This window comes from Paracoccus sp. PAMC 22219, from assembly GCF_000787695.1.
GTDB lineage: Bacteria > Pseudomonadota > Alphaproteobacteria > Rhodobacterales > Rhodobacteraceae > Paracoccus.
This window is the reverse complement of the sequence record NZ_BBPH01000187.1, coordinates 1-24,228: the sequence shown is the minus strand read 5'-3', so window position 1 is coordinate 24,228 and position 24,228 is coordinate 1. Positions and strand designations below refer to the sequence as shown.

Here is a 24,228-nt window from a genome sequence, read left to right as displayed (position 1 = left end):
CGCGCGCCCCGCGCCCGTGGCCGAGGATGGTGCACCCGCCGCGCCGACCCGCAGCCGCCGCAAGCCAGCGGTCGAGGCCGAGCGCCCCGCCCCGGTGCGCCCCGAGGGCGATCAGGACTGATCGGGTCCGCTTACCGGTTCCAAAGCAAAGGGGCGCGCCAGATCGGCGCGCCCCTTTTGCATGGCCGGTCTTGTTACCCGGCTTGTTTGTCCGGCGCCCCAGAGGTGAAGCCGGCCGGGTCGCGGTTGCGCGGGATCAGCCTGCCGGGCCGCCTGCAAGGCGCGGGCCAGCGCGCAAAAGCGTTCCAGCTCGATCTCCTCGGCGCGGGCGGTGGGGGGGATGCCGACGCTGTCCAGCAGCGCCTCGATCTGCGGATGCAGGCCTTTCAGACTGGCGCGCAGCATCTTGCGGCGCTGGTTGAACCCCGCGCCGGTGATCTGCGACAGCACCGCCGCATCGGCGGGAAAGCGCGGCTCGGGCAGGGCGGTCAGGTGGACCACCGCCGAATGGACCTTGGGCGCGGGGACAAACGCCTCGGGCGGCAGGGACATCACGATCTGCGCGTCCGCCCGCCACTGCGCCAGCAGCGCCAGCCGGCCATAGGCCTTGGAGCCGGGGCGGGCGACGATGCGTTCGGCCACCTCGCGCTGGAACATCAGCGTCAGCGATTGCCAGAAGGGCGGCCAGTCCTTGGGCGTCAGCCAGCGGATCAGCAGCTCGGTCCCGACATTGTAGGGCAGGTTCGCGGCCACCCGGATCGGCGGCGTCAGATGCGCCAGCGGGTCGATCTGCAGCGCGTCGCCGGTGATGACCGTCAGGCGGCCCGGATAGGCATCGGCGATCTGTTCCAGCGCGGGCAGGGCGCGCGGGTCCTTTTCGATGGCGAGCACATGGCGCGCCCCGCAGGCCAGAAGGCCGCGGGTCAGCCCGCCGGGGCCGGGCCCGACCTCCAGCACGTCGCAACCGGTCAGGTCGCCCGCATGCCGCGCGATCTTGTGCGTCAGGTTCAGGTCCAGAAGGAAGTTCTGGCCCAGCTGCTTTTTCGCGCGCAGGTCATGGGTCGCGATCACCTCGCGCAAGGGGGGTAGGTTGTCGATCATCGCGGGGTCCTGGGGGCGGGGGCGCGCCATTGGGTATTTGGGCAACGGAGAGATCTCATGCCCGGCTGTCCGCCATGGACCGGGCCAGGCGCAACGCCGCGATGGTCGAGGAGGGGTCGGCCAGCCCGCGCCCCGCGATGTCGAAGGCGGTGCCGTGGTCCGGAGAGGTGCGGATGAAGGGCAGGCCCAGGGTCACATTCACGCCGCCGTCGAAATCCAGTGTCTTGATGGGGATCAGCCCCTGGTCGTGATAGCAGGCGACCGCCGCGTCGTAACGCGCCCGCGCCGGGGCGTGGAACAGCGTGTCGGCGGGATGCGGGCCGGTGACGTGCAGGCCCTGGTCGCGCAGGCGGGCGATCAGCGGTGCGATCATGTCGCGATCCTGGGTGCCCATCATCCCGCCTTCGCCCGCATGGGGGTTCAGGCCCGCGACCGCGATACGGGGGGCGGGCAGGCCGAAATCGCGGATCAGGGCGGCATGGGTCAGGCGGATCGCCTGTTCCAGCGCCTGTTCAGTCAGCGCCGCAGGCACGTCGGCCAGGGGGATGTGGATCGTCGCGGGCACCACCCGGCAGGGCGGCGTGACCGTGGTCGAGGCCAGCATCATCGCCACGGGCACGTCGCCCGCCAGATGCGCCAGGAACTCGGTATGGCCGGGAAAGGCGAAGCCCGCGCCGCGGATCAGGGCCTCCTTGCTGATCGGGGCGGTGCAGATCGCGGCCACGCGGCCCGCCATCGCCATGTCCACCGCATGGGCGATGACCGCGATGACATCAGCGGCATGGGCGGGGTCGGGGCGGCCCGGCACCGCGGGGCCGGTGAAATCATGGCGCAGGACGGGCAGGTGGCCGGGTGGAACCGGGTCGTCGGGGTCCGTCACCTCGGTCCAGGCGGCGGTTGCCGGCAGGTGGCGCGGATCGCCCATCCAGACCAGATCGATCCCCGCGGCCAGCGCCAGGGGCGCCAGTTCGGGGCCGACACCCGCGGGTTCGCCGCAGGTCAGCAGGATGCGTGCCATCAGGGGCGCCGGATGATCGCGTCGGCCCGCAGATCGGCCAGCAGCCCTTCGGCGGCGGTGTTGATCTTGGCGTTGAACAGCCGGTCGCGGACCGCGTCGCGCGACGGGATGCCGTCGGCCTGCGGCTGCGGGATCGCGGCCTCGACCCCGTCATCGGGCAGGGCGGTGGTGGCGACCTGGGACTGGGCGGCCAGTGCGGGCTGGCGCGAGCACAGCATCACCAGATCGGCCCCCGCACCCGACGGGACCACCCCGGCCTCGTTCGCGTCCAGCGATGCCAGCCGCGCGGCGATCATCTGCGGGATCGCACCTTGGGACACGGTCTGGCGCTGGACCTGGGGGGCGACCTCGGGGCCGGCCTGCACGTACAGATCGTCGCAGCTGGTGGCGCGCGCCGCCAGGCTGGCGGCATCGTCGACCGACGCCAGGCGCAGCGTCATGTAGTCCAGCACCTGTTCCTGGGCGCCGGGGCGCATGGTGCCCTGGACGTCGCGCAGGAAGAACAGGACCACCGCGCCCTCGACCGGCAGGGCCGGCGTGGTCTGGCCGGGCTGCAGGCCCGCGATGATCGGGCGCAGGCTGGGCGGCAGGTTGTCCAGCGCCAGCATCTCGAGCCGCCCGCCCGCCTCGGACGACGGGGTGGCCGAATACTGCCGCGCGGCTTCGGCGAACTGGGCCTCGGTCGGGCGCGATGCGGCGATGCGTTCGCCCAGCTGCAGGGCCTGCGCCTCCTGGCCCGGAGGCGCGGGGATGATCAGCTCGGACAGCAGCACGCGGTCGATGATCGGCGTCTCGATCACGCGCTGCAGCTCCTGGTCGATCTCGGCGTCCGAGATGTCAACGCGTGACAGCAGGCGGGCGCGCACGACCTCGCGCCAGACGGTGCCGGCCTCGACGAAATCGCGGAACACGCCCTCCTCGATGCCGTTGCTTTCCAGCTGGGCGATGAAGCCCGCCGCATCCAGGCCCGCGCGGCCGGCGAATTCGTCCAGACCCTCCTGCAGGCCCTCGGGGGTGATCTCGACGCCGATCTCTCGTGCGGCCTGGATGCGCAGGCGGTCGTCGATCAGCGCCTGTTCGGCGGCGGCGGCACCGGCATCGGGCGCGCCGATCACCTGCATGAACCGCATCCGCTGGTCGACCTCAAAGCGGGTGACGGCGCTGTCGTTCACATAGACGACGGGCGCGAACAGGTTCTGCGCCGCCGCTGGCGCCACGGCACCCGTGGCGATCACCGCCGCCAGGGCGATACCCGAAAGAAATTGCCGCATGTCTGCCCTCATCTGGTCCTTGGCCCGCAGGTTAGCGCATGCAGTTGCGGCGCGCCACCGTGCCGGGGCCGTCTTCTTGTGCGCCGAACCCGCCAAGGCGGACCGACAGGTCAAAGCTGGTTTCCGCCCGCAGCAGGTCGCTGCTGCTGAAGCGCCGCGACAGGCCGGTTTCCAGCGTGATGCATTCGTTGCGATAGGCCACGCGCAGCGCGGCGCGCTGTGCCCGGTCGGCGGCGAAATCATAGCGGGTTTCCGCCTCGCCCCACCAGCCGTCGGCGATCTGCCAGCCGACATTGGCGGCCAGCTCGCTGGCGTTCACGACGCGGCCCTCGTCCTCGTCCCGGTCGATCCAGATATAGCCCGCCGACAGGTTCAGGTCCGGGCGCAGCCAGCCCACCCGCAATTCGTTGCGCGACACGCGGGCCTCGTCGTCGAACAGCGCGCGGTTGGCCACGGCCAGCCCGCGGCCACTGTCGAAATTCGCCGCCAGCAGCCAGTCGGAACTGCGCCCGCCCAAGGGGCTGTCGGGGGCGAAATTGTCGGCGTCGCGCGCGCGCAGCACGCGCCCGCCGGTCACCCCGATCGACCAGCCGGTCGGGTCGATCCGCGTCCAGGTGGCGCCGATATTGGCGCGCAGCCCGGTCTCGCGCACGTCCCAGCCCGGAAAGCGGTTGTCGGAAAACAGATTGCCCTCGTCGAACTCGATCAGGCGGCTGTCCTCGTTGGGAATGTCCTCGTCGCGGCCGCGCGGCGAATACAGGACCTGCACGACAGGCTCGACGATATGGGTGGCGCCGCCCGCGCCGCCCGCCAGGGGCCAGCGCAGCTCGACCCCGACCTGCGGATCGACGCGGGTCACGATGTCGTCGAACCGGTCGTCCTGGGCGATGCGGTACAGGTCGGCGTCCAGGCCTGCCAGCGCGGCGGCCACGACCCCGCCCGGCAGGATCTGATTGCGCCGCCAGTCCACGCCCACCGATGCACGCGCCACGTCGCGTCCGACCACGTCCAGGTCCGACGGGCGGCGATGCGCATGGGCCGACCATTCCAGCAACGCCTCGCCGCCGATCAGGCGCGGGGTCATGCGGCGCATCCAGATCGCATCCGCCACCTGCGCCGGAGAGGTCGCGTTGTCCTCGTCCTCGCGCAGCGTCTCATAGTTGCCGACCCGGCCCCAGAACAGCTTGTCGCGGCGCACGCGTTCGACGCTGACGCCGCTCCACAGGCGGTCGGCATCGGTGATGCCGTAATCCAGCAGATAGGCGCGGTCGCTGGCCTGCTGGACCTGCAGCGCCAGGCGATAGTCGCGCGGCAGCAGGAACTGTGCCGCGCCGAACAGATAGCCGCGGGTCTCTCCCTCGCGCAGGTCGTCGCGGCTGATCGCGCCGTTCCATTCGGTCGCGCCGTTGGTGAACGCCTGGCGATAGCGCAGTTCCAGCGTGCGGGTCCGGCTCTCGCTGACATAGGGGGTGAAGGTCACGTCGGCGCTGTCGCCCAGGGTCTGGAAATAGGGCAGCTTGACCCCGAACCCCAGCCCCGATGTCGTGCGGATCTCGGGGCGCAGGAACCCCGAGCGCCGTTCCACCGACGGGTCGGGCGCGGTCACGCGGAACGGCACATAGGCCAGCGGCACGCCCAACGCGCGCAGCTGCGGGCGGTCAAAGGTGATCAGCCGCGTGTCGGCATCGTGGATGATGCTGCGGGCGCGGATCTCCCACAGGGGCGTCGGATCAGTCGCGCAGATCTGGCAGCTGGAGGCCACGACATTGTCCAGCTGGCTGATGCGACCATCCTCGCGCCGTTCCAGCCGGGTCGATGCCAGCTGCAGTTCCCGCGCCAGCACCAGCCGCGCGCCCATCACGATGCCGTCCTGCAATGCGCTGTCCAGCTGGGCGCTGTCGGCGATCAGGATGGCGTCGGTCTCGGGGTCGGGGGCGTTCGGGCGGGACAGGTGGATCGGCCCCTCGATGGTCAGATCGCCGGTCTCGCCGTCGACGACGATCCGGTCCGCGACCAGCCGCGCGCCCTGGTGCCAGACCACGACGCCGCCGGATGCGGTCAGGGTCTGGTCGCCCGCCACGTCGATCCGGTCGGCCAGCAGCGTGGCGGCCCCGGCCTGCGGATCGCGCGGCCCGTTGCCGGGCAGGGTCACGTCGGCATCGGGGCCCACGACCATCGGGTTCTGCGGCGTGGGCGTGCGGTCGGCCACGGGCGCACTGCCCAGGGCCACCGATTCGGGGGCAAGCGCGGTCACGCCGCTGTCTGCGGCCATGCCGCCCGGCATGCCCGTCAGCGGCGGCATGCCCATGCCGTCGTCGGTGTCAAAGATCGACTGTGCGGCCAACGGACCGGACAGCGCGATCAGCGCCACCCCCGCCCGCAGCAGGCCCCGGCTTACCATGCGCGCGCTCATCCGTCCTCCCGTTTCAGGATCAGCCCCAGGGCCAGCATCGCGCCGACAAGGGGTGGCGTCCAGGCCGCCATCGCGGGCGGGATCTGCCCGTTATCCCCCAGAACCTGCGCCAGGTTGCGCAGAAAGAACAGCGCGATCCCCGCGCCGAACGCCATCAGCACCGCGCCGCCGGTGTTGCGGCCCCGCACATGCTGCATGGTGAAGGCCGCGGCGATCAGCACCATCGCGGCCATCAGAAACGGGCGCGCCAGTTCGGTCTGGAACCAGACCTTGTGGCGGGCGGCGGAAAAGCCCGCGCGCTCCAGCCCGGCGATGAACTGCGGCAATTGCCAGACGGGGACCGATTCGGGGCGCCCGAACCCCTCGCGGATGCGCTGGGCGGTCAGGTCCGACGCCAGGGTCATCGCGGCGCTGCGGGTCACGGCGGCCTGCGGGTTGGGCTGGTCCAGGGGGAAATCGCTGACGTCGCGCAGATCCCACGCACCGGGGGTCAGGCGCGCCTCGCGGGCCTCGATGCGGCGGATCGGACCGGCCTCGGCGCCAAAGACCAGAAAGCTGGCGTCATACAGCGTCACGGCATCGGGGCTGGCGCGGCTGGCACGGATCACGATCTGGCCGGCCTCCTGCCCGTCCTGCTGGACGGCCTGGCGCAGCCAGACGGCGCTGTCGCCCAGGCTGACGGTCTGGCTTCCGGCGCGGTCGATATCGGCCACGGCCTCGTCGTAAAGCGACCCGGTGGCGGCGACCAGCGGGTTCAGCAGGCCCACGGTCAGCACCCCCAGCAGGATCGCGGCCATCACCGGCGCGCGCACCACGCGCAGCCCCGACCGCCCCGATGCGCGGATCGCCACCATCTCCGAACTGCGCGCCAAGCCCAGAAAAAGCGTGATCCCCGCCAGCACGGTCATCAGCGGCAGGATGGCATAGAAGCTGCCGGCGATGTTCAGCCCGGCCAGCCGCGCCGCGCCGCCAAGACCGATGTCGCGGCCCGAAAACCGGCGGATGATCTCGATCATGTCGATCAGGAACAGGATCAGCAGGAACACCCCCGCGATCATCAGAAACGCGCGCAGAAAGCGGCGCGCGACATACAGGGCCAGGATCATCGGACGGCCCCCCTTGGCCCGCGCGGTCGGGCGGCCAGCCACAGGAAGGCCAGGCACAGGCCCGCGCCCACCGTCGCGGGCAGATACAGCAGCGGCCACAGCGCGGCGTCGCGGCCCACCTGGTTGGCGGCGGCATTGGTCAGGAACTGCACCGCGATCAGCGATCCGATGGCCCAGCCGACCTGCCGCCACACCCCGAACCGCGAAAACCCGCCGATCAGCAGCGTGGCAAAGCCCAGCATCGCGGCGATCGGCGACAGCAGCGGCTGGGCCAGCCGCTCATGCGCCTCGCGCTGAGCGGCGGCGGGCGTGGCGCCGGTGGCCTCCAGCAGGGCGGGGTCGGCCTGCAACAGCGCCAGCGTGCCGAAATCGCGCAGGTCGCGCCCCCGGCTGCCGCCGCCCGAAAACATCGCCCCCACGTCATAGCTGAACTCGTCGAACCGGGTGACGGACAGGACCGGACCGTCCTGGCCGGGGCGCAGGTTCTGCGCCATGCCCTCCAGCAGGATCAGCACCGGGCCGGTGTCGTTGCGGACCACCAGCGCCTCCTGCGCGGTATAGGTGACCTGGTCCGTGGGGTCGCGCGAATCCTCGATGAACAGGTCCAGCAGGCGGCCGTCGCCCGCCACGTCGCGGATGAACAGCGTCACCCCCTGGGCCGGGTACTGAAAGCTGCCGGGGCGCAGGAACTGCGCGGTCACGTTTTCGGCAATCTCGGCGCTGCGGTCGGCCAGGCGGGCGCGGGCCATTGGCACCAGCCCGTGGACCAGCACCGCCACCATCACCCCCACGAACACGCCAAAGATCAGCACGGGCCGCGCCAGCCGCCAGGGCCCCAGGCCCGCCGACTGCATCGCCACCAGCTCGGATTCGCCGGCCAGGCGGTTGGTGCCATAGGCGGTCGCGGCAAAGGCCGCCACCGGCAGCACCACGGAAATCACCAAGGGCAGCGTCAGCGCCGTGAATTCCAGCACCACCAGCGCGGTCTGGCCGTCGTTCAGCAGGTCGTCGAACAGGCTGACCGCCCGGTTGATCCAGTAGACGGACACCAGCACCAGGGCAAAGAACCCGAACAGCGTCAGCAGCTGTCCCAGGATGTATCGGTCGATGCGCGGCATGGATGGTCCTTGGCGTGACGTTCCGTCCTGCTTAGCGGCAAGGGCGGCTCTGGAAAAGGGCCGGGCGGGGGTCTAGGGTCGGCGCAACCAGACGTGAGGACCGTTTTGCAATGACCCAACCTGTCGAAATCAACTTCACCGAGGTCGCGCTGGACAAGCTGGCCGATCACCAGGGCCGCGTGGCCCTGATCATGACCGACGCGTCCAAGCTGCCGGGCAAGCTGCCCCGCGTGATCCGTGACGCCGCGACACGCGCGCTGGCCTCCAAGGCGGGCCGCGCGCTCAAGCCCGGTCAGGCGCTGGAACTGGCCTTTCCCGCCGGGATGGCCGCCGATGCGCTGATCCTGATCCTGCTGCCCAATTCCGCCACCCAGGCCGAGGCACGCCGTGCGGGCGCCGCGCTGGGTGCGAAACTGGGCACCGGCCACACGCTGGTCCTGGCCGGCAACCACAAGCTGGCCGCCGACATCGCCTTCGGGCTGGCGCTGCGCGGCTATGACTTCTCGGTCTACAAGACCAAGCCCGCGACCCCCGACGACACCCCGGCCCAGACCGAGGGGCTGATCCCCGAACAGCAGACCGCGCAGGACGACGCCGTCCTTGGCGACGCCCAGGCGACCGAGACGCCCGACAGCGCCGACGCGCCCATCGGCGACAAGGCCCGCGTCACCGTGATGGTCAAGGAGCCCGAGGCCCTGGCAAAGTCTGCCCATGACGCGGCGGCGGTGGCCGAGGGCGTGTTCTTCACCCGCGATCTGGTCAACGAACCCGCCAACGTCCTGACCACCAGCGATTTCGCCGACCGCCTGCTGGCCATGCAGGAGATCGGCCTGGAGGTCGAGGTCCTGGACGAGGATCAGCTGGCCAAGCTGGGCATGCGCGCCCTGCTGGCCGTGGGCCAGGGCAGCGAATCGCCCTCCAAGGTCGTGGTGATGCGCTGGAACGGCGGCGGCGATGAACAGCCGCTGGCGCTGGTCGGCAAGGGCGTCGTCTTCGACACCGGCGGCATCTCGATCAAGCCGGGCGCCGGCATGGAGGAGATGACGATGGACATGGGCGGCGCGGGCGTCGTCGCGGGCGTGATGCGCGCCCTGGCCCTGCGCCGGGCCAAGGCCAATGTCGTGGGCCTGGTCGGTCTGGTCGAGAACATGCCCGACGGCCGCGCCTATCGCCCCGGCGACATCCTCAAGTCGATGAAGGGCGACACGATCGAGGTCGTGAACACCGACGCCGAGGGCCGCCTGGTCCTGGCCGACGTCCTCTGGTACGCGCAGGAGACCTTCAAGCCCCGCGCCATGATCGACCTGGCCACCCTGACCGGCGCGGTCATCATCGCGCTGGGCCATGACAACGCAGGCGTCTTTTCCAACGACGACATGCTGGCGGCCCAGATCCTGTCCGCCGCCACCGCGGAGGGAGAGGGTGCGTGGCGCCTGCCCTTGGGCAAGTCCTATGACAGCCTGATCAACTGCCGTCTGGCCGACATGAAGAACTCGGGCGGCCGCGCGGCAGGCTCGATCACGGCGGCGCAGTTCCTGCAGCGCTTCGTGCGTGACGGCCAGCCTTGGGCGCATATCGACATCGCGGGCGTGGCCCTGCCGCCGGGTGGCACCGATCTTGCCCCCAAGGGCGCGTCGGGCTGGGGCGTGATGACCCTGGACCGCCTGGTGCGCGACGGCTTCGAGGACGCGTGATCCTAGCAACGCCCGCAACCTGTGTACGCGCTGTGCACGCCCCGTGCACCGCTCGTGCGCGCCCTGTGCGCCCCGATCGCCAGCAATCGCTGGCGTTCGGGGCCACGTCGCAGCATGCCCCTCACCGCGCAACGCGCGCCGCCGTTGCCGGGGTGCTGCACTGACATGGGCAAGGCGCTCTTCTACCACCTGACCCGCTCGCCGGCCGAGGCGCTTCTGCCGGTCCTTCTGACCAAGGCGCTGTCCGCCGGCTGGCGGGTCGAGGTCTCCGCCCCCGACTTCGACCGCCTGGACCGTCTGGACGGTCAGCTGTGGCAGGGCGACGGCTTCCTGCCGCACGGCGTCGCGGGCGGCCCCCATGACGCGCGCCAGCCGATCCTTCTGACCCTGCCGGATCGGCCCGCCGCCAACGACCCGTCCTGCCTGATGGCGCTGGACGGCGCCCAGGTCGCGGCTGAGCGTGCGCAGGCCGTTCAGCGGACCTGCATCCTCTTCGACGGCAATGACGCGCAGGCGCTGGACCGCGCCCGCGCCCAGTGGCGCGAACTGACCGCCGCGGGGGTCGAGGCCGAATACTGGTCCGAGGAATCGGGCAAGTGGGAACGCAAACGCTAGGTACGCCGATCGTGCCTTGGTGCAGGTCTTCCGGGGGGTCAGGGGGGCTGGCAGCCCCCCTGCCACCGTCCGCGACAACGACCGTCAGGCGCTGGCATGCCCCGCCAGCCGCGCATGCAGATCCTCGCGCGCCAGCCCCGCCTTGGGCCCCTGCAGCACGGCGCGCCCGCGTTCCATCACCAGGAACTGATCGCCCAGATCCCAAGCAAAATCAAAGAACTGCTCGACCAATACGATCGCCATGTCGCCCCGGTCGCGCAAGGCGGCGATCACCCGCCCGATCTGGGCGATGATGTTGGGCTGGATCCCCTCGGTCGGCTCGTCCAGCAGCAGGACGCGGGGCTTGGTGATCAGCGCCCGCGCGATGGCCAGCTGCTGCTGCTGCCCGCCCGACAGATCGCCGCCCCGCCGGTGCCCCATCTCGGCCAGCACCGGAAAGCTGTCAAAGATCGCATCCGGAATGCGCCGTTCGCCGCGGGGCAGGCAGGCGAATCCCGTCTCCATGTTCTCGCGCACCGTCAGCATCGGAAAGATCGCGCGTCCCTGAGGCACATAGCCCACGCCCATCCGCGCCATCTTCTGCGCCGACAGCCGCCCCAACGCCTTGCCGTCGAACGAAATCTCGCCGCCCGACCGGGGGTGCCTGCCGGCCAGCAGGTTCATCAGGCTGGTCTTGCCCACGCCATTGTTGCCCATCACGCAGGTGACCTCTCCGGGGCGCGCCGCGATGTCGATCCCGTGGAGGATCTGGCTGCCGCCGTAATGCAGGGTCAGGTCTTTGGCCTCGATCATCTCATCGCCCCAGATAGACGTCGATGACGTCGGGATTGCGGGTCACATGGTCCAACGACCCCTCGGCCAGCACGGACCCCTGATGCAGCACGGTCACCTTGCAGTTCAGGCGGCGCACGAAATCCATGTCGTGTTCCACCACCACCACCGCGCGCGTTTCCGCCAGCCGGCACAGCAGCGTCGTGGTCTGTTCACGTTCCGCAAGCGTCATGCCGGCGGCGGGTTCGTCGACCAGCAGCAGCCGCGGGTCGGAGGCCAGCAGCATCCCGATCTCCAGCCACTGCTTCTGGCCGTGGCTCAGCTCTCCGGCCAGGCGGGGCAGCTGGTCGGCCAGTCCGACCTCGGTCGCCAGCTCAATGACGCGGTCCTGCGATGCCGCCGTGGGCCGCCAGCCCAGCACGGCAAAGGGGCTGCGGTCGGCCTTCAGCGCCATGATCAGGTTGTCGGCAACCGACTGATCCTCGAACACGGTGGGGCGCTGGAACTTGCGGCCGATCCCCTCGCGGGCGATCTGCGCCTCGGACAGCTTCAGCAGCGATTTCGACGTGGTGCCCCACAGAACCTCGCCCGAATCCGGGCGCGTCTTGCCGGTCACGATGTCCATGAATGTGGTCTTGCCCGCGCCGTTCGGCCCGATCACCGCGCGCAATTCGACCGCGTTGATGGAAAAGGACAGGTTGTTGATTGCCTTGAACCCGTCGAACGACTTGCTGATCCCGCTGACCTCCAGAAGCGCGCTCATGCCCGGTCTCCCTTGCGGCCGATCAGGTCGAACACCCCGGCGATCCCCTTGGGCGCGAACAGCGTGACCAGAACAAAGGACAGGCCCAGCAGCACCTGCCACCAGTCGACCCAGTTGACCACGTATCCCGGCAGGTGGATCGACGCGCCCGCCCGCCCGTGAACCAGCTGGACAGCAGCGACACGACCACCGCGCCGATGACCGCGCCGTACAGCCGCCCCCGCCCGCCGATGGCCACCCAGACCGCCAGATAGATCGAGGCGATGGGCATCATCTCGGCCGGGTTGATGATCCCGGCCTGGGGGTAATACAGCGCGCCCGCGATGGCGGTGATCATCGCGGCCAAGGTGAAGACGACCAGCTTGAACCCCTCGACCGGGTAGCCCAGGAACCGCACGCGCGTCTCGTCGTCGCGGATGGCGCGGGTGACGCTGCCGAACTTGCCGCTGACCAGCCAGGCGGCCAGCACATAGAACAGCGCCAGCGCCGCGGCCGATGCCCACAGGAACCACACCGACAGCGTGGCCTGATCGACCCCTTCCATCCCCGGCAGGTTCTGCAGCCCCGACAGCCCGTTGTTGCCCCGGAACCCGCTGTCGTTCTGAAACAGCCACAGCGCCAGCGCCAGCGTCATGGCCTGCGTCAGGATCGACAGATAGACCCCGTTCACCCGGCTGCGGAACGCCAGCCAGCCGAACACCAGCGCCAGCAGGCCCGGCACCGCCACCACCAGCAACAGTTGCAGCGGCAGTGAATGCGCGAAGGACCACGCCATCGGCAGGTCGGACGACCCGACCACGCCGAAGATCTGGTTCGTGACCGCGTCCTGGACCTCCTGCGGCGTGGCGGGGATGGGCGATTGCGCCAGCTGCGCGGCCACGATGGTCTCGGTCCGCGCATACATCAGCCACTGTCCGATCATGTAGCCGCCAAGCGCAAAGAATGCCATCTGGCCCAGGGACAGGATGCCCAGGTATCCCCAGACCAGGTCCATCGCGACCGCCGCCAGCGCCAGGCACAGCGTCATGCCCAGGATCTTGACCGTCGATGTCGGCAGCGCGCCGGTGCCATAGGCCTGGCTGGTCAGCGTGACCGCCAGCGTCAGCACCGCCAGCACGGCCAGCATCGCCAGGACCGAGGGGTTCCGCAGGATGAAGGGGGTTCGAGTCATGTCTTACGCCTCGGCCGCGCGACCGCGCTGCGGGATGATCCCGCGCGGCCGGAACTGGATGAAGATGATGATGAACAGGATCATGAAGGTCTGTGCCGCCAGCGTGTTGGCGGGGTTCATGAACTCGATCACCTTGGACAGCCCGCCGATCAGCGCGGCGCCGGCCAGCGTGCCCCAGATGTTGCCCACGCCGCCCACGACCACGGTCATGAAGCTTTGGACGATGTATTGCTGGCCGATTTCCGACGTGACCTGCGCGAACAGGCCGATGGCCACCCCCGCGATGCCCGCGATGCCGGACCCCAGTCCAAAGGTCATCATGGCGATGCGGTCGGGGTTGATGCCCATGCTGGCCGCCATGCCGGGGTTCTGGGTGACCGCGCGGACCTCAAGGCCCAAGCGGGTGCGCTTCATGATGAACAGGAACAGCCCCAGGAACAGCAGGGCCAGCACAAAGATCGCAACCCGGATCGAACTGATGCCGATCACATCGTTGATGGTGATCGACCCTTCCAGCCAGGCGGGGGCGGTCAGGGGCCGGGCCTGCGTGCCAAAGATGTTCTTGGCCAGCTGCTGCAGCGCGATGGACACGCCGAACGTCGCCAGCAGCGTCTCCAGCGGGCGGTTCGCCAGATGCCGGATGACCAGGCGGTACAGCACCACCCCCGCCAGCGCGGTCACCGCGAAGGCCAGCGGCAGCGCCACCACCAGCGACAGCGTGCGATCAGCAATGACCGTCTGGACCGTATAGGCGGTATAGGCGCCCATCATGATGAATTCGCCATGCGCCATGTTGATGACCCGCATGACGCCAAAGGTGACGGCCAGTCCGATCGCCGCCAGGAAATAGATCGAGGCCAGCGACAGCGCGTCCAGTCCCAGATCGATCCCGGTCATCGCGCCAAGGCGGACCTGCGCGCGGATCTGGGCGGCCTTGGCCGCGTCGGTCACGGCCGGATCAGGTTCGGCATAGACCTCGAAAAAACGGCTGGCATCCAGGGCGGCCTGAATCTCGGTCTCGGTCGCGGCGGGGGGGACGATGCCCGCGGCCTCCAGCGCCTGATAGGCGCGGTCGCGGGCCGCTTGGTCGGACAGGTCGGCCACTGGGATGCCCGCCACCGCCCCGTCGGTAATGTTGGCCGCCAGCGCCGCGCGCTGATCAGCGCCCGACAAGGGCGGCTGCAACAGGTCCTGCTGGACCAGCTGGGCCAGCGCCGCGTCGCGCGGCAGGGCATCGTCGCCGGGGTCAGTTCGCGGGCGACGTTGGCGCCCGGCGGGGTGTCGGGCGCACGACCGCGCGGGTCACCAGCAGCAGGGTTCAGGGCGGCGCGGAAATCGAGGCCCACGTCGCCGGCAAGTTCCTCGATGGCGGCCACGCGGGCGGCGCTGTCGGGTCGTGCTGGATGGTCAGCAGGCGTTCCAGCCGCGCCTTGCGCGCGGCCAGCACCGGGTCGGGATCGTCCAGCGCCGCGCGCAGCAGGGGCAGCTGGTCGGGTGCGGCGCCGCGTTCCAGCGACTGCAGGGCGGCGGCGCGCCGGGCGGGGTCGGGGTCGGTCAGCGCGCCTGCGGCCAGCGCCGCCTCGATCACGCCGCGCACGCCGGAATTGGGGCGCAGCATCCGCGGATCGGCCCCCGCGACCGCATCGCCCGTCACCGCGTCGGTGGCCGCGTCGTCGTCCATGATCAGAACCTGGCCCGTCTCCGTCAGTCCCAGGCTGCGGTCGGCCCAGGCCTGCAGCATCGCCAGCCCTTCGGGACCGGTTGCGGCGATCTGATCGACCAGAGGTCCGACCGTCTGGCGCGAAGGGCGTTCGATCTGGTCCAGGTTCGCGTCGATGACGGCCTGCAGGGCCGGATTGGCCTGTGCCGACCAAGGCAGGATCAGCGCAAGCGCGCAGGCAAGAAGACGATGGCGGATCACGGAGGCTTCCTTCGCAAGAAGGGCCGGGCGGCGCGGGGCCGCCCGACCGTCATGTCAGTAGTTCGACTGGACCTGGACGCAGCTGTCCGTTTCCGTGTTGAACATGCCGCATTCCTTGCCCGGCCAGTCGGCGTCCAGCACCGCCGATTCCGGCAGGAAATCGGTCCAGGCGTCGCCCGGCACGGGTTCGGTCTGGCTGACGATGTCGAACTGGCCGTCCTCGCGGATCTCTCCGATCAGGACGGGCTTGGTGATGTGGTGGTTGGGCAGGACGGTCGCGGTGCCGCCGGTCAGGTTCGGAACCTCGACGCCCACGATGGCATCAAGGACCGGGTCCACATCGGTGGTGCCCGCGGCCTCGACCGCCGCGACCCATGCGTTGAAGCCGATGACGGTGGCCTCCATCGGGTCGTTGGTCACGCGGTTCTCGTCGCCGGTGAAGGCCTTCCATTCCTCGATGAAGGCGGTGTTCACGTCCGATTCCGCCGTCTGGAAGTAATTCCAGGCCGCCAGATGGCCGACCAGGTTGGCGGTATCCAGACCCGACAGCTCCTCCTCGCCCACGGAAAACGCCATGACCGGGATGTCGTCCGCCGACACGCCCGCCGCCGCCAGCTCCTTGTAAAAGCCCACGTTCGCGTCGCCGTTGATGGTCGACACGACGCCGACCTTCTTGCCGCCCGCGCCAAGCGCCACGACATCGGCCACGATCTTGGACCAGTCGGAATGCCCGAACGGGGTATAGTTGACGAAGATGTCCTCGGGCGCGGTGCCGTTATCCTTCAGATAGGCGTCCAGGATGTTGTTCGTGGTGCGCGGATAGACATAGTCGGTGCCCAGCAGCGCCCAGCTTTCCACGCCCAGCTCGTCGCGCATGTAGTCGACGGCGGGGATCGCCTGCTGGTTCGGGGCGGCACCGGTATAGATGACGTTCTTGGACGATTCCTCGCCCTCGTACTGGACGGGATAGAACAGCAGGCCGTTCAGCTCCTCGATCACCGGCAGGACCGACTTGCGGCTGACGCTGGTCCAGCAGCCGAAGATCGCATCGACCTCGGACACGGTCAGCAGCTCGCGCGCCTTTTCGGCAAACAGCGGCCAGTCGGAGGCCGGATCGACCACGACCGCCTCCAGCGGGCGGCCCAGCACGCCGCCCTTGGCATTCTGCTGTTCGACCAGCATCAGGACGGTGTCCTTCAGCGTGGTTTCCGAAATCGCCATCGTGCCCGACAGCGAATGCAGCACGCCGATCTTGATCGGCTCGCCGTCCGGTGTCTGGGCCTGGGCATGGGCGGTGTGGGCCAGCGTCAGGGCGCTGGTCAGCATCAGCATCTTGGTCAACTTGGTCATCGTTACCCTTTTCCCCCCGGCACGTTGGCCGGTGTCCCTGTTGTCCTTGGGAAGGCACGCAGCCTTCGCATGTGCAGAAAGAGGGGAAAATCGGGCAGTTGGACAGGATTTCAGCAGTTTACGCGCGCCCCGCGCAGGCAGTGGCGCGGGTCCGGGCAGCAGGCGGGGCAAATGCCCGCCCGCCGGGCATAGTTACGCTGCACGGGGCGTCAGGCCGCCCTGTTCGACCAGGAAATCGACGATGGCCTGCACGCCGTGGCCGTGGCGCAGCTGGGCCATGACCACCGGGCGCGTCCCCCGCGCCTCATGTGCATCCTTTTCCAGCAGAACCGCATCGACGCCGACATGCGGCGCAAGGTCGGTCTTGTTCACCACCAGCAGGTCGGACCGCGCCAGACCCGGCCCCCGCTTGCGCGGAATGTCCTGTCCCGCCGCCGTGTCGATCACATAGATCGTCAGGTCGGCCAGTTCAGGGCTGAACGTCGCGGCCAGGTTGTCGCCGCCCGATTCGATCAGGATCAGCTCCAGGTCCGGAAAGGCCGCGTTCAGGTCGGCGATGGCGGCCAGGTTGATGCTGGCATCCTCGCGGATGGCCGTATGGGGGCAGCCGCCGGTTTCCACGCCGCGAATCCGTTCCACGGGCAGGACCTGGGCACGCATCAGCGCCTCGGCATCCTCCCGGGTATAGATGTCGTTGGTGATCACCGCCATCGACAGGCGGGGGGCCAGCGCACGGGCGATCTGTTCGGTCAGCGTCGTCTTGCCGGCGCCGACGGGACCGCCGATGCCGACGCGGAGGGGGCCATTATGGCTCATGAGCGGAAGATCCTTGTGGTCATGGTTTCATGGGCCATCGCGGCGATATCGGCGCCCCAGGTGGCACTGGTCAGGTCGTCCGGCGTGGCCGTGGTCGCGCGGGCGGCGCGGTCCAGGATGCGCGGCTGTAGGGCGGCCAGCATCTGCTGTCCTTGGATGGGACCCAAGGGTAGGAACCGCACCGCCGCGCTGATCAGCGCCGCGGCCTGCGCTTGCAGAAAGGCCGCGATGATCTCTGCCGCAGGCAGCGGCAGGCCGGCGCAGGCACGGCCCATGGCGACCGGCAGGGCCACGGGGGCCTGCGGTCGGCCCGTCAGCGCGGCCAAGTTGGCGGCGAAGGCTGCGCCCTGTTCGGTGGTCTCCAGCAACCGCTGGCTGCTCATGCAGGCAGCGCGGGCCAGATCGTCCAGTTCCGCGTGATCGGCACCGGGCCTGAGGGCCAGCGACAGCAGCACGGCATCGGACCAGCCCGCGCCGTGATCCAGCCAGTCGGCCAGCCATTGCGGCAGCGTCGCGCGCGTCACCCAAGCCCCGTCCATCGCGTATTCCAGCCCCTGTGACCATGCAAAGCCGCCCACCGGAAAGGCGGGCGACAGCAGTTGCGACAGGTGCAGGCGGGCAGCCTCAGGCGTGGTCATGCGTGTGGCTGTGGTGTCCCGCATGCGCATGGCTGTGGCTTTCCGCATGGGAATGGCTGTGGCTGTGGCTGTGACTGTGGCTTTCCGCATGGGAATGGCTGTGTTCGCCCGCACCATGGGGATGATGCGTGGCGGGGCCGTGGTCATGGCCGAAGGTGCGGCCATGGCCATAGGCGCCGCCTTCGGGGCGGAAGGGCATGTCCTTGCGGCACAGGTCCGCGCCCAGCTGTTTCAGCATCGCCTCCAGCACGTGATCCTGGCGGATGATCAGGCGGTCGGCCTCGATCCGGCAGGGGGTGTGGCGGTTGCCTATGTGCCAAGCCAGCCGGGGCAGGTTGCCGCGGATGACCAGCACCGGTTCAGGCGCCGCGCGCACGACGATCTGGCGGCCGTCCGACAGCTCGAACGCGTCGCCGTCGTCCAGGCTGGTGACCTCGGGCAGGTCGATCATAAAGTCGCCCCCCTCGCAGGACAGGCGTTTGCGGCGCAGCAGGCGGCCTTCGTAATCCAGGCTGACCTCGGCGTCGAAGGGTGCCGGGGCGTTGCGGATGATGGAATGTGCGGTGGCGATCATGGTGGGTCCTCCCTCTCAGAAGAGGAAATAGCGTTGCGCCAGCGGCAGTTCCGTCGCGGGCTCGCAGGTTAGCAATTGTCCATCGGCGCGGACCTCATAGGTCTCGGGATCGACCTCGATCGCGGGCATGGCGTCGTTCATCGCCATGTCGCGCTTGCCGATGTCGCGGGTATGTTCGACCGCGATCAGGGTTTTCGACAGACCGCTTGCGGCCCCGGCCTCCAGCCCCGCGCGGGACACAAACAGCGCCGAGGCGCGGCGGTTGTGCCCCCACATGGGCCGCGAAAAGATCGGCTGCACCGGGATCGATCCGTTCGGATCGCCCATCTGCGCCACGCTGATCTGCCCACCGACCAGCACCATTTCCGGCTTGGCCGCAAAGAAGGCGGGCGACCACAGGACCAGATCGGCGCGCTTGCCCGGCGTGATCGACCCGATATGTGCGCTGACCCCATGCGCGATGGCCGGGTTGATCGTGTATTTCGCGATGTATCGCCGGGCGCGGATGTTGTCGTTCTGGCCCTGTTCGTCGGGCAGACGGCCGCGCTGCTGGCGCATCTTGGACGCGGTCTGCCAGGTGCGGATGATCACCTCTCCGATCCGCCCCATCGCCTGACTGTCGGACGAGATCACGCTGAACGCGCCCAGATCGTGCAGGATGTCCTCGGCCGCGATGGTCTCCTTGCGGATGCGGGATTCGGCAAAGGCCACGTCTTCGGGCACGCGGCGGTCCAGGTGGTGGCACACCATCAGCATGTCCAGATGCTCTTCGACCGTGTTGGCGGTATAGGGGCGCGTGGGGTTCGTGGACGAGGGCAGCACGTTCGCCATGCCGACCATGCGGATGATGTCGGGCGCATGCCCGCCGCCCGCGCCTTCGGTGTGATAGGCGTGGATGGTGCGGCCTGCGATCGCGGCCATCGTGTCCTCGACGAAGCCCGATTCGTTCAGCGTGTCGGTGTGGATCATCACTTGCACGTCCATGGCGTCTGCAACCGACAGGCAGGTGTCGATGGCCTTGGGCGTGGTGCCCCAGTCCTCGTGCAGCTTCAGCGCGCAGGCGCCCGCGCGGATCTGCTCCTCCAGCGGCGCCTTGATGCTGGCATTCCCCTTGCCCGCGATGCCGATATTGACCGGCAGATCGGCGCAGGCCTCCAGCATGCGGGCGATGTGCCAGGGCCCCGGCGTGCAGGTCGTGGCCAGCGTGCCATGCGCGGGGCCGGTGCCGCCGCCCAACAGGGTCGTCACGCCGGAATGCAGCGCATGGTCCACCTGCTGCGGGCAGATGTAGTGGATGTGGCAGTCGAACCCGCCGGGCGTCAGGATGCGGCCTTCGCCCGCGATGATCTCGGTGCCGGGGCCGATGATCAGGGTCACGCCGGGCTGGGTGTCGGGGTTGCCCGCCTTGCCGATGCCCGCGATGCGCCCGTCGCGGATGCCCACATCGGCCTTGACGATGCCCTGGTGGTCAAAGACCACGACGCCGGTGATGACCGTGTCCATCGCGCCGCCCGCGCGCGTGACCTGCGACTGGCCCATGCCGTCGCGGACGACCTTGCCGCCGCCGAACTTGACCTCCTCTCCGGGGATGGTCAGGTCGTGTTCGACCTCGATGATGATCTTGGTGTCGGCCAGGCGGATGCGGTCGCCTTTCGTGGGACCGTAAAGCGCCGCGTAATCGGCGCGGGACAGTGTCGTCACAGCGCACCCCCGATCTGGCCGCGAAAGCCGTGGACGATGCGTTCGCCCGCGTAACCGACCAGCCTCACCTGGCGCGACTGGCCCGGCTCGAACCGCACGGCGGTGCCTGCGGGAATGGCCAGCCGCATGCCGCGCGCGGCGGTGCGGTCAAAATCCAGCGCGGCGTTGGTTTCGGCGAAATGGTAGTGGCTGCCGACCTGGATCGGTCGGTCGCCGGTATTGGCGATCATCAGCGTGATCGTCGCGCGCCCGTCGTTCAGGGCGATGGTGCCATCGGCGGGTAGAATTTCACCGGGGATCATGTCACGCCACCGTCAGCGCCAGGCCCGCCAGCGCGGTGCCGCCGCCCAGGACGCGCAGCTCCAGCCCCCGCGACAGCAGGCGTCCAAAGGCGATGCCGCCCAGATGCAGCGCCATGGTCGCCAGCGCAAAGCCCGCCGCATAGAGGGCCAGTCCGGTCGCCGGACCCTCGGCCCCATGCGCCCAGCCATGCGCCGCGCCAAAGACCGCGACCATCGGCACCAGCGCCGCCATGGGCAGGCGCGCGGCCATCGCGACCAGCACGCCCAGGATCACGACCGAGGCCAGGATCATCGGCTCGACCGCCGGAAAGCCCATGCCGCCCGCGCCCATCGCGCCGCCCGCCAGCATCGCGCCCACGAAGGTCACCGGCAGCGCCCAGACCGCGCGCCCGCCCAGCTGCGCGGCCAGAAGGCCAAGCGCGACCATCGCCAGCAGGTGATCGGCACCCCCCACCGGATGGGCCAGACCGTGGACGAATTGCCCCTCATCATGGACATGACCGGGATGGGCCAGCGCGGCCGAGGGCAGCAGGATGGCGGCAAGCGTCAGGCGTTTCATCAGGGCGTTCATTCTGCGGCCTCGCGGATGGGGTGGTGGACGGTGACCAGCTTGGTCCCGTCGGGAAAGGTCGCCTCGACCTGGACGGATTCGATCATGGCGGGGATGCCGGGCATGCACTGACCGGCGGTGATCACATGCGCGCCCGCCTGCATCAGGTCGGCGACGGAGCGCCCGTCGCGCGCGCCCTCGACCACGTAATCGGTGATCAGGGCGATCGCCTCGGGGTGGTTCAGCTTGACGCCGCGCGACAGGCGGCCTCGGGCGACCATGGCGGCCACGGATACCAGCAGTTTCTCGCGTTCGCGGGGGGAAAGGTTCATCGTCAGACCTGCCAGGTGCGGGGAAGGGGATCGGGGCGCAGGACGCGCAGCAATCGGTTGATCTGCCGCCGCAGGGGCCAGCCATCGGCAGCCAGCAGGCGGATCACCAGGCGACCGGGCGGTGCGCTGGCGGCGGCGGTCACGCCGGGCTCGTCCAGAACGGCGCGGGCGGCGGCCAGCCGGTCGGGCGCGTCATCCGCGACCATCGCCAGCGTGGCCAGCGCGGGGCGCCGCCGGTCATGGCCGGGCCCGCCAGCCGGGCCAGCGCGTCATCGTCCAGCGCCAGCGCGTCGTGATGGATCACGCGGCCGTCCCGACGCACCACCCGGCGGTCGCGCAGGTGCAGGCGGGTCGGGCGTTCGCCCATCGCCAAGCGACCCAGGACCAGCATCTCCAGCAGCAGGCAACCCGCGCCGGGGGCCAGGTCCACCGTGGTATCGCGGTCCAATCGGGCGTTGTCATAGAGGATCGTCTCCTGCGGCAGCCAGTCCAGCCATCCGCCCGCACCCACGCTCATCGCGACCGTCGCCCGCGCGGGCGCGCCGGTCGCGCGATAGGCGCGTTCGGCGGTCTGGGTGGTGGCCACGGCCCGCGTGCCCGCCCGAAGGTCCACCGCAAAGGACAGCCCATCGCCCGATGCCAACCCCCCGGCGGTGTTCAGGAACACGATCTCGGGCAGGCCCGCGGTCATGCGGGGCAGCATCGCCTTGGCCGAGCCGCGCTGCGCGAGGTCGATCAGGCCGCGCGGTCCCATGACCACCTGCGCCGCCCCTTGGCTGCGCTGCATGCGGATGGATGGGGCACCGGTGTCGAACATGGGGGCAAGGGGCGCCCGGCATCGGGCAAGGTCAATCGCCGCCCCCGGCCATCCTGCCGCCGCCAAGGGCAGATTCACGCACCTTGCCCGCCGTTTGGGCAGTATGCCCGTTTTCGGGGCGAAAGTCAGGCGGGATGCTGGGCCAGCGCGTGCAGCAGGCGGCGGCGGGCGGGGGGAATGGCGCGGATCTCGACCCCGGTAAAGACATGCATGGTCATCAGTGCCGGATCGACCACCGCATGGTCGCTGACCCAGCCCCCCATCGCCAGATAGCTGCGCAGCAGGGGCGGCATCGCCTCTGCCGCGCGGCGCGGATCAGGCTGGCGCTGGCGCAGGGCGCGGGCAAAGCGGAACACCGTCGGTGCCTTGACGCGCGGCCACCAGCGGCGCGGCGCCAGGTGCCGATCCTTGAGCATGGCGAACGCCTCGGCATGGGTGTCGGGGTCAAGGCCGGCGAAGCTGGAACAGCCGAACAGCATCTCGACCCCGGTCTCCTCGATGAAGCGGGTCAGCGCGCCCCAAGCCAGGCGGATCACGTCCGGGTCGCGGCAGTCGGGATGCAGGCAGAACCGCCCCATCTCGACCATGGGGCCGTCGAATCGGCCAAGGGCAGCCAGGTCATAGAACTGTGCGGAATAGCTGCGGGCGATCTGCGTTCCGTCGGCCAGCGGCAGGAACCGAAAGCTGCAGACCAGCCGGTCGTCCTGTGCGTCGTGGATCAGCATGTGGCTGCAATCGTCGTCCAGGAGGTCGGCGTCCAGTGATTGCCCGTCGTCGGGCTCGCCCGTGCGCGCCACGAAGGCCAGCCAGCGCAGCCGCTGTGATTCGCGCAGATCGCCCGGCGTTTCGGCCAGGCGGGCACGATAGCGGCCCTTGCAGAACGGTTGCATCGCCCGACCCCCGATCAATGTCACCGGCAGCATAGGCCGATCATGTGTCGAAATCACGACCGGCCGTGCATTTCCGCACGCAAAAGTTGCAGACACTGCCGCGCGATGGGGCAGGGGGTCAGTCCATGCGGTCGCCCAGCACGTCCTCGACATAGATGCGGCGGACCAGGTGCATGACGACGATCAGCAGCGGCGTGGCCAGGATCACGGCGACCAGCCCGAACAGCGCGCCGACCGCGACGATGGCCAGAACGGTCAGGGCCGGGGGCAACTGGACCGCGTATTTCTGGATCATCGGCATCAGCACCTCGCCCTCGAAGACCTGGATGACGGTGAACAGCAGCGCGACATAGACGGCCGTGTCCAGACCCTGCGGGGCGGCGACGACCACGGCGATCGCGCCCGAAAAGAACGGCCCGATAATCGGGACGATGTTGGTCAGCCCGGCGATCACCGCCAGGATGAAGGCCAGCGGCACGTCCAGCAGGTACAGCCCGACCCCGGCCAGCACCGCGACGATGGCCATGTCCAGCGCCTGGCCCGCCATCCAGCGGCCCAGCTGTTCGGCCAGCTCGTCCAGGATCTGGGCGGCACGCGCGCGGCGGGGCAGGGGGACCAGGCGGAGGGCGCCGGCGCGGTACAGGTCCGCCTCCATCGCCACGTAAAGCGACAGGATCAGCAGCAGGAAGGCCGAGGACAGGCTGCCCAGCACGGAATTCAGGCCGCCCATCACCATGCCGAACACGTCCGGCAGGCGCTGCGCCAGCTGCAGGGCGTTGTCCTCTCCGGCGGCCTCCTCTCCGCGCTGGATCAGCGTGTCCGCGCCGGGCAGCGAGGCCGCCCAGTCCTGCACGGCCTGCCAGGATCCGGGCAACGCGTCGGCCAGCTGGCGAAGCTGGTCGCCGACGGACGGCCCGGCCAGCCGCACCAGCAGCGCCAGCACCCCCACCACGCCCAGCAGGACGACCAGCACCCCCAGCTTGACGTTCAGGCCCATAAGGCGGTTCAGCCCCCGCGCGCCGCGCGCAGGGCGATGGCGATCAGGATCGCCCCAAAGGACATCAGCAGCAGGTTCGACCAGACCCATGCCGCCGCCAGCAGGACGGCCAGCGCCAGCGTGGCCACGATGGTGCCGGTGGTCAGGGATCGCCGGGGCGTCGGCGGGGCGGGCGCGGGGCCGGGGAAAGCTGGCGTCATGGGGTCTCCTGCAGGGTGCACCGGGACAAGGCGCCGATGCGGCCGGGGGTTCCGCCTTGTGCGCGCGCCTTGCCGGGGGCGGGCAAGCCTGCTAACCGG

20 protein-coding genes and 4 pseudogenes are annotated in these 24,228 nt (G+C 69.7%); 2 read left to right on the top strand and 22 right to left on the bottom strand.

Annotated elements, in window-relative coordinates; all coding sequences use genetic code 11:
• Positions 1–267 precede the first annotated feature (267 nt).
• From rsmA to lptF, 6 genes and pseudogenes are all read right to left on the bottom strand, one after another.
• Positions 268–1,101, bottom strand: a pseudogene (rsmA, locus tag TY51_RS17655) (16S rRNA (adenine(1518)-N(6)/adenine(1519)-N(6))-dimethyltransferase RsmA); the annotation flags it as partial.
• Positions 1,102–1,156: 55 nt separating this feature from the next.
• Positions 1,157–2,122, bottom strand: coding sequence for a 4-hydroxythreonine-4-phosphate dehydrogenase PdxA (gene pdxA, locus TY51_RS17650; RefSeq protein WP_042252092.1), 966 nt, complete (start codon positions 2,120–2,122; stop codon positions 1,157–1,159).
• Entirely contained in the window at positions 2,119–3,390 is a 1,272-nt protein-coding gene (locus tag TY51_RS17645; protein WP_042252089.1) for a peptidylprolyl isomerase, read from the bottom strand. The genes pdxA and TY51_RS17645 overlap by 4 nt, the downstream gene beginning before the upstream one ends.
• A 31-nt stretch (positions 3,391–3,421) precedes the next feature.
• The gene (locus TY51_RS17640) at positions 3,422–5,803 is read right to left on the bottom strand and encodes an LPS-assembly protein LptD (protein WP_052650418.1); all 2,382 of its coding nucleotides are present in this window, start codon (positions 5,801–5,803) and stop codon (positions 3,422–3,424) included.
• Complete coding sequence (gene lptG / locus TY51_RS17635) at positions 5,800–6,909, bottom strand: LPS export ABC transporter permease LptG (RefSeq protein ID WP_042252098.1); 1,110 nt, start codon at positions 6,907–6,909, stop codon at positions 5,800–5,802. Before lptG ends, TY51_RS17640 begins: the two co-directional genes overlap by 4 nt.
• The gene (gene lptF / locus TY51_RS17630) at positions 6,906–8,027 is read right to left on the bottom strand and encodes an LPS export ABC transporter permease LptF (RefSeq protein WP_042252086.1); all 1,122 of its coding nucleotides are present in this window, start codon (positions 8,025–8,027) and stop codon (positions 6,906–6,908) included. Before lptF ends, lptG begins: the two co-directional genes overlap by 4 nt.
• A 110-nt stretch (positions 8,028–8,137) precedes the next feature.
• Between lptF and TY51_RS17625 the strand changes: the two genes are divergently transcribed.
• On the top strand, positions 8,138–9,721 hold the full coding sequence (locus TY51_RS17625; protein WP_042252083.1) for a leucyl aminopeptidase: 1,584 nt from the start codon (positions 8,138–8,140) through the stop codon (positions 9,719–9,721).
• 165 nt (positions 9,722–9,886) lie between these two features.
• Positions 9,887–10,336, top strand: coding sequence for a DNA polymerase III subunit chi (locus tag TY51_RS17620; protein ID WP_042252080.1), 450 nt, complete (start codon positions 9,887–9,889; stop codon positions 10,334–10,336).
• 84 nt (positions 10,337–10,420) lie between these two features.
• Here TY51_RS17620 and urtE read toward each other — a convergent pair whose 3' ends face one another.
• The 16 genes and pseudogenes from urtE to TY51_RS17540 all read right to left on the bottom strand — a co-directional run bounded on the left by urtE (position 10,421) and on the right by TY51_RS17540 (position 24,129).
• Positions 10,421–11,128 (bottom strand): urea ABC transporter ATP-binding subunit UrtE, encoded by a 708-nt coding sequence (gene urtE / locus TY51_RS17615; protein ID WP_042252077.1) that lies wholly within the window; start codon positions 11,126–11,128, stop codon positions 10,421–10,423.
• A 1-nt stretch (position 11,129) separates the two neighbouring features.
• A complete protein-coding gene (gene urtD / locus TY51_RS17610; protein ID WP_042252074.1) occupies positions 11,130–11,870 on the bottom strand; it encodes an urea ABC transporter ATP-binding protein UrtD in 741 nt (246 codons plus the stop codon).
• Positions 11,867–13,041 (bottom strand): annotated as a pseudogene (gene urtC, locus TY51_RS17605) (urea ABC transporter permease subunit UrtC). The gene urtD and the pseudogene urtC overlap by 4 nt, the downstream one beginning before the upstream one ends.
• A 3-nt stretch (positions 13,042–13,044) precedes the next feature.
• Positions 13,045–14,962, bottom strand: a pseudogene (urtB, locus tag TY51_RS17600) (urea ABC transporter permease subunit UrtB).
• A gap of 54 nt (positions 14,963–15,016) precedes the next feature.
• Positions 15,017–16,312 (bottom strand): urea ABC transporter substrate-binding protein, encoded by a 1,296-nt coding sequence (urtA, locus tag TY51_RS17595; RefSeq protein ID WP_042252072.1) that lies wholly within the window; start codon positions 16,310–16,312, stop codon positions 15,017–15,019.
• A 192-nt stretch (positions 16,313–16,504) separates the two neighbouring features.
• Positions 16,505–17,128: an urease accessory protein UreG gene (gene ureG, locus TY51_RS17590; RefSeq protein WP_042252069.1), complete on the bottom strand. Its 624-nt coding sequence runs from the start codon at positions 17,126–17,128 to the stop codon at positions 16,505–16,507.
• Complete coding sequence (locus tag TY51_RS17585) at positions 17,125–17,766, bottom strand: urease accessory protein UreF (protein WP_042252066.1); 642 nt, start codon at positions 17,764–17,766, stop codon at positions 17,125–17,127. The genes ureG and TY51_RS17585 overlap by 4 nt, the downstream gene beginning before the upstream one ends.
• The gene (locus TY51_RS17580; protein WP_042252064.1) at positions 17,753–18,340 is read right to left on the bottom strand and encodes an urease accessory protein UreE; all 588 of its coding nucleotides are present in this window, start codon (positions 18,338–18,340) and stop codon (positions 17,753–17,755) included. Before TY51_RS17580 ends, TY51_RS17585 begins: the two co-directional genes overlap by 14 nt.
• A gap of 15 nt (positions 18,341–18,355) precedes the next feature.
• Positions 18,356–20,041 (bottom strand): urease subunit alpha, encoded by a 1,686-nt coding sequence (gene ureC, locus TY51_RS17575; protein ID WP_042252061.1) that lies wholly within the window; start codon positions 20,039–20,041, stop codon positions 18,356–18,358.
• Positions 20,038–20,343 carry an urease subunit beta gene (locus tag TY51_RS17570; protein WP_042252057.1) on the bottom strand — a complete coding sequence of 102 codons (306 nt, stop codon included), beginning with the start codon at positions 20,341–20,343 and terminating at the stop codon, positions 20,038–20,040. Before TY51_RS17570 ends, ureC begins: the two co-directional genes overlap by 4 nt.
• A 1-nt stretch (position 20,344) precedes the next feature.
• Positions 20,345–20,902, bottom strand: a complete 558-nt coding sequence (locus TY51_RS17565) for a HupE/UreJ family protein (RefSeq protein WP_156118108.1) — start codon at positions 20,900–20,902, stop codon at positions 20,345–20,347.
• Between the two features lie 8 nt (positions 20,903–20,910).
• Positions 20,911–21,225 (bottom strand): urease subunit gamma, encoded by a 315-nt coding sequence (locus tag TY51_RS17560; RefSeq protein ID WP_042252051.1) that lies wholly within the window; start codon positions 21,223–21,225, stop codon positions 20,911–20,913.
• Between the two features lie 2 nt (positions 21,226–21,227).
• Positions 21,228–22,042: pseudogene (locus TY51_RS17555) on the bottom strand (urease accessory protein UreD).
• A gap of 125 nt (positions 22,043–22,167) precedes the next feature.
• Complete coding sequence (locus TY51_RS17550; protein ID WP_042252095.1) at positions 22,168–22,932, bottom strand: GNAT family N-acetyltransferase; 765 nt, start codon at positions 22,930–22,932, stop codon at positions 22,168–22,170.
• A 118-nt stretch (positions 22,933–23,050) separates the two neighbouring features.
• Positions 23,051–23,929 (bottom strand): AI-2E family transporter, encoded by an 879-nt coding sequence (locus TY51_RS17545; RefSeq protein WP_042252048.1) that lies wholly within the window; start codon positions 23,927–23,929, stop codon positions 23,051–23,053.
• Between the two features lie 8 nt (positions 23,930–23,937).
• Complete coding sequence (locus TY51_RS17540; RefSeq protein ID WP_042252045.1) at positions 23,938–24,129, bottom strand: hypothetical protein; 192 nt, start codon at positions 24,127–24,129, stop codon at positions 23,938–23,940.
• Between the last annotated feature and the right edge of the window lie 99 nt (positions 24,130–24,228).

Excerpts from the sequence above, each read along its gene's own strand:
- TY51_RS17565 (WP_156118108.1), bottom strand. The coding sequence starts at position 20,902 with ATGAAACGCCTGACGCTTGCCGCCATCCTGCTGCCCTCGGCCGCGCTG.
- lptF (WP_042252086.1), bottom strand. The coding sequence starts at position 8,027 with ATGCCGCGCATCGACCGATACATCCTGGGACAGCTGCTGACGCTGTTC.
- TY51_RS17620 (WP_042252080.1), top strand. The coding sequence starts at position 9,887 with ATGGGCAAGGCGCTCTTCTACCACCTGACCCGCTCGCCGGCCGAGGCG.
- TY51_RS17640 (WP_052650418.1), bottom strand. The coding sequence starts at position 5,803 with ATGAGCGCGCGCATGGTAAGCCGGGGCCTGCTGCGGGCGGGGGTGGCG.
- TY51_RS17645 (WP_042252089.1), bottom strand. The coding sequence starts at position 3,390 with ATGCGGCAATTTCTTTCGGGTATCGCCCTGGCGGCGGTGATCGCCACG.
- TY51_RS17545 (WP_042252048.1), bottom strand. The coding sequence starts at position 23,929 with ATGGGCCTGAACGTCAAGCTGGGGGTGCTGGTCGTCCTGCTGGGCGTG.
- urtD (WP_042252074.1), bottom strand. The coding sequence starts at position 11,870 with ATGAGCGCGCTTCTGGAGGTCAGCGGGATCAGCAAGTCGTTCGACGGG.
- TY51_RS17560 (WP_042252051.1), bottom strand. The coding sequence starts at position 21,225 with ATGAACCTTTCCCCCCGCGAACGCGAGAAACTGCTGGTATCCGTGGCC.
- TY51_RS17550 (WP_042252095.1), bottom strand. The coding sequence starts at position 22,932 with ATGCAACCGTTCTGCAAGGGCCGCTATCGTGCCCGCCTGGCCGAAACG.
- lptG (WP_042252098.1), bottom strand. The coding sequence starts at position 6,909 with ATGATCCTGGCCCTGTATGTCGCGCGCCGCTTTCTGCGCGCGTTTCTG.
- TY51_RS17570 (WP_042252057.1), bottom strand. The coding sequence starts at position 20,343 with ATGATCCCCGGTGAAATTCTACCCGCCGATGGCACCATCGCCCTGAAC.
- urtE (WP_042252077.1), bottom strand. The coding sequence starts at position 11,128 with ATGATCGAGGCCAAAGACCTGACCCTGCATTACGGCGGCAGCCAGATC.
- TY51_RS17585 (WP_042252066.1), bottom strand. The coding sequence starts at position 17,766 with ATGACCACGCCTGAGGCTGCCCGCCTGCACCTGTCGCAACTGCTGTCG.
- TY51_RS17580 (WP_042252064.1), bottom strand. The coding sequence starts at position 18,340 with ATGATCGCCACCGCACATTCCATCATCCGCAACGCCCCGGCACCCTTC.
- ureG (WP_042252069.1), bottom strand. The coding sequence starts at position 17,128 with ATGAGCCATAATGGCCCCCTCCGCGTCGGCATCGGCGGTCCCGTCGGC.
- TY51_RS17625 (WP_042252083.1), top strand. The coding sequence starts at position 8,138 with ATGACCCAACCTGTCGAAATCAACTTCACCGAGGTCGCGCTGGACAAG.
- urtA (WP_042252072.1), bottom strand. The coding sequence starts at position 16,312 with ATGACCAAGTTGACCAAGATGCTGATGCTGACCAGCGCCCTGACGCTG.
- TY51_RS17540 (WP_042252045.1), bottom strand. The coding sequence starts at position 24,129 with ATGACGCCAGCTTTCCCCGGCCCCGCGCCCGCCCCGCCGACGCCCCGG.